Raw genomic sequence first — 3,004 nt, forward strand, 5'->3', positions numbered from 1 at the left:
CCCCCAAAGGCTTTCCGGGCCCCGCGCTCTACAGCACGGCGCGCAGGCGGTCGGCGATGTTGCCGATGCGGCCGAGCACACCGTTGACGAACCGCGGCGAATCGTCGGTCGACAGTTCCTTCGCCAGGCCGACGGCCTCGTCGATGGCCACCGGATCCGGCACGTCCGCGGCCCACAGCAACTCGTAGACACCCACGCGCAGCACCGCGAGGTCGACCGGCGGCATGCGGTCCAATGTCCAGCCCTGCGCGTGCTCGGACAGCAGTTCGTCGATCCGCTCCCGGTGCGCCGTGACGCCTTCGACGAGCGCGATCGTGTAGTCACCGATCGGGTCGACCTCGGGGGAACCGACCCGGCTCGCCAGCAGCGTTACCGGATCGATCCCTCGTTGCGCGGCCTCGTAGAGCATTTCGACGGCACGTCTGCGCAACGCGCGGCGGCCCATCGAGCCGCCGCGCCTGGTCGAATCTGCGGGAGAGCTCACCGCTCGCCTCCGGATGCCGGGGCGCCGGCGAGGGTGCCGGCCACCCGCACGGTCATGGTCCTGACGTTCATTCGGCCCGTCAGTTCGAGACGCGGCCGAGGTAACGCCCGTCACGGGTGTCCACCTTGACCTTCTCGCCGGTGCCGACGAACAGCGGCACCTGGATCTCCGCGCCCGTCTCCAGCGTGGCCGGCTTGGTGCCGCCGGTGGAGCGGTCGCCCTGCAGACCCGGGTCGGTGTGCTGGATGACCAGCTCCACCGAGGTGGGCAGCTCGACGTACAGCGCGACGCCTTCGTGCATCGCGACCTGCACCTCGGTGTTCTCCAGCAGGTAGTTCTTCGCGTCGCCGACGGTCTCGCCGGGCACGGAGATCTGCTCGTAGGTCTCGCCGTCCATGAAGACGAAGTCGCTGCCGTCGCTGTACAGGTAGGTCATGGTGCGCCGGTCGACGGTCGCGGTCTCGACCTTGGTGCCGGCGTTGAACGTCTTGTCCACCACCTTGCCGGACAGCACATGCTTGAGGGTGGTGCGCACGAAGGCGCCGCCCTTACCCGGCTTGACGTGCTGGAAGTTCACGACGGACCAAAGCTGGCCGTCGAGGTTGAGCACCAGGCCGTTCTTCAGGTCGTTGGTGGTGGCCACGGGTAGTCCAGTTCTCCTGTTGTCCGTTCACGGCCGCCCGGGCGATGCCTAGACGACCATGAGTTCCTTGCTGCTCAGGGTGAGGAGTTCGGGAGCGGTGTCCCGCACGACCAGCGTGTCCTCAATGCGCACGCCACCGCGGCCGGCGAGATAGACACCTGGCTCGACGGTGACCGTCATACCGACCGATAGTGTACCTTCGCCGGTCTTGGCGAGCCTCGGTGCCTCGTGGATCTCCAGTCCGACGCCGTGCCCGAGGCCGTGCGGGAACTCGCCACCGTGACCGGCCTGCTCGATCACCTGGCGCGACGCCCGGTCGACCTCGGTCAGCCCGGCGCCGGGCAGTGCCCGCGCCACCCCCGCCGCCTGCGCGCGGAACACCAGCTCGTACAGCTCGCGCTGCCAGTCGGCGGGTCCGGACAGCACCACGGTACGGGTCATGTCCGAGTGGTAACCGTCCACAGTGGCCCCGAAGTCCAGTTTCACGAAGTCGCCGCGTGCCAGCACCGCGTCCGTGGGCCGGTGGTGCGGGATCGCCGAGTGGGCGCCCGCCGCGACGATGGTGTCGAACGCGGGCCCGGCGGAGCCGTAGTCCAGCATCCGGTCCTCCAGCTCCCGCGCCACCTCGCGCTCGGTGCGGCCCGGCCGGATCCCGCCGTGCTCGAGCAGATCGGCCAGCGCCCGGTCGGCCGCCGCGCAGGCCATCCGCAGCGACTCGACCTCGCTCTCGTCCTTGACCAGCCGGAGCCGCTCCACCAGCCCCGGCGCCCGCACCAGTTCCGTCCCGCCGGTGAGCCCGGCAAGGCGGTGGTACTGCTCGACGTCGACGTGCTGGCTCTCGAACCCCGTGCGGCGGTAGGAAGCCGACCGATCGCCGGCCCGTTTCACCAGGGCCACCGCACTGTCCCGGTCCACGACCGGCTCCAGATCGGGCACCTCGGCCGCCGCCTGTGTGGTGTAGCGGCCGTCGGTGCAGAACAGGGTGCGTTCCTCGGCGGAGGCGTGCACCAGCAGCGCCGCGTTGGACCCGGTGAAACCGGTCAGATAACGGATGTTGCGCAGATCGGTGACGAGCAGCGCGTCCAGCCCGGCCTCTCGGACCAGGCCGCGGAGGGATTCCCGGCGGGAAAGATGATGTGCGGGCACCCGGTCAGCTTAGGGGCGGAAGTGCCGCCAGGGGCGGGACTTCGCGAGAGCGGTGCCCTACAGTGAGGCGATGCGGCCCTGGTTGCTCCGCGGTCTCGGCATGGCGGTGTTGCACGCCGTGGCCGACACCGCCCTCGCGAAGGCGACGGTCTACGAACCCACCGGCCTGACCACCACGCGGATCGTGGTGATCGCCCTGCTGGTCGGCGCGGCCGTGCTGTGGAGTTCGGTGGACTCCTGGCGGCGCCGGGAAGAGCCCGGGCGGACCTGGCTGATCGCGGCCCTGCTGGCCGGACCCGCCTCCGGGGTGCTCTACGTCATCGGGCGCGCCCTGTTCGTCGACCAGACCGGCAGCGGGGAGCTGTGGCCCGCGCTCACCGGCGGCGCCGCGTTCACCGCGCTGCTGGTCCTGATCCCCGCCGGGCTCGGCATCCTGGCGGGCCGCCGGCTCACTCCGCCGCGCGCCACCCCGGCGGAATCCGCCACCCCCGCCGCGGGATCCGCCGGATCCGCTCCGGCGGCGAGGACGGGCAAGCCCAGCCCGCGCCCCCGCGTCTGACCGGCGGCGTCCTGCTCCGCCAGGCGAGCGCCCTCGATCCGGGTCTCAAGGACCGAGGACGGGGCCGCGGGGATAGGTCCGCCACTGGGTGGGGCTGACGTTCTGCACCGTCGAGGCGTTGAAGGCCGCGATCGAGCCCGGGTGGGCCGGCCAGAGGCGGCCGTCGCTGAGC

Annotated in this window: 4 protein-coding genes; 1 reads left to right on the forward strand and 3 read right to left on the reverse strand. The window is 71.2% G+C overall.

Features of this window, described 5'->3' with window-relative positions:
* Nucleotides 1-28: 28 nt before the first annotated feature.
* The 3 genes from nusB to FNH05_RS35325 all read right to left on the reverse strand — a co-directional run bounded on the left by nusB (nt 29) and on the right by FNH05_RS35325 (nt 2,273).
* Nucleotides 29-445: a transcription antitermination factor NusB gene (gene nusB / locus FNH05_RS35315; RefSeq protein ID WP_144593194.1), complete on the reverse strand. Its 417-nt coding sequence runs from the start codon at nt 443-445 to the stop codon at nt 29-31.
* 118 nt (nt 446-563) lie between these two features.
* Nucleotides 564-1,127 carry an elongation factor P gene (gene efp / locus FNH05_RS35320; protein ID WP_144593192.1) on the reverse strand — a complete coding sequence of 188 codons (564 nt, stop codon included), beginning with the start codon at nt 1,125-1,127 and terminating at the stop codon, nt 564-566.
* 48 nt (nt 1,128-1,175) lie between these two features.
* Nucleotides 1,176-2,273 carry a M24 family metallopeptidase gene (locus tag FNH05_RS35325; protein ID WP_144593193.1) on the reverse strand — a complete coding sequence of 366 codons (1,098 nt, stop codon included), beginning with the start codon at nt 2,271-2,273 and terminating at the stop codon, nt 1,176-1,178.
* A gap of 70 nt (nt 2,274-2,343) precedes the next feature.
* On the opposite strand from FNH05_RS35325, the gene FNH05_RS35330 reads away from it, so the two are divergent.
* Nucleotides 2,344-2,832 (forward strand): B-4DMT family transporter, encoded by a 489-nt coding sequence (locus FNH05_RS35330; RefSeq protein ID WP_186382902.1) that lies wholly within the window; start codon nt 2,344-2,346, stop codon nt 2,830-2,832.
* The last annotated feature ends 172 nt before the right edge of the window (nt 2,833-3,004 follow it).

This window comes from Amycolatopsis rhizosphaerae (genome assembly GCF_007713715.1).
Classification (GTDB): Bacteria; Actinomycetota; Actinomycetes; order Mycobacteriales; family Pseudonocardiaceae; genus Amycolatopsis_E; species Amycolatopsis_E rhizosphaerae.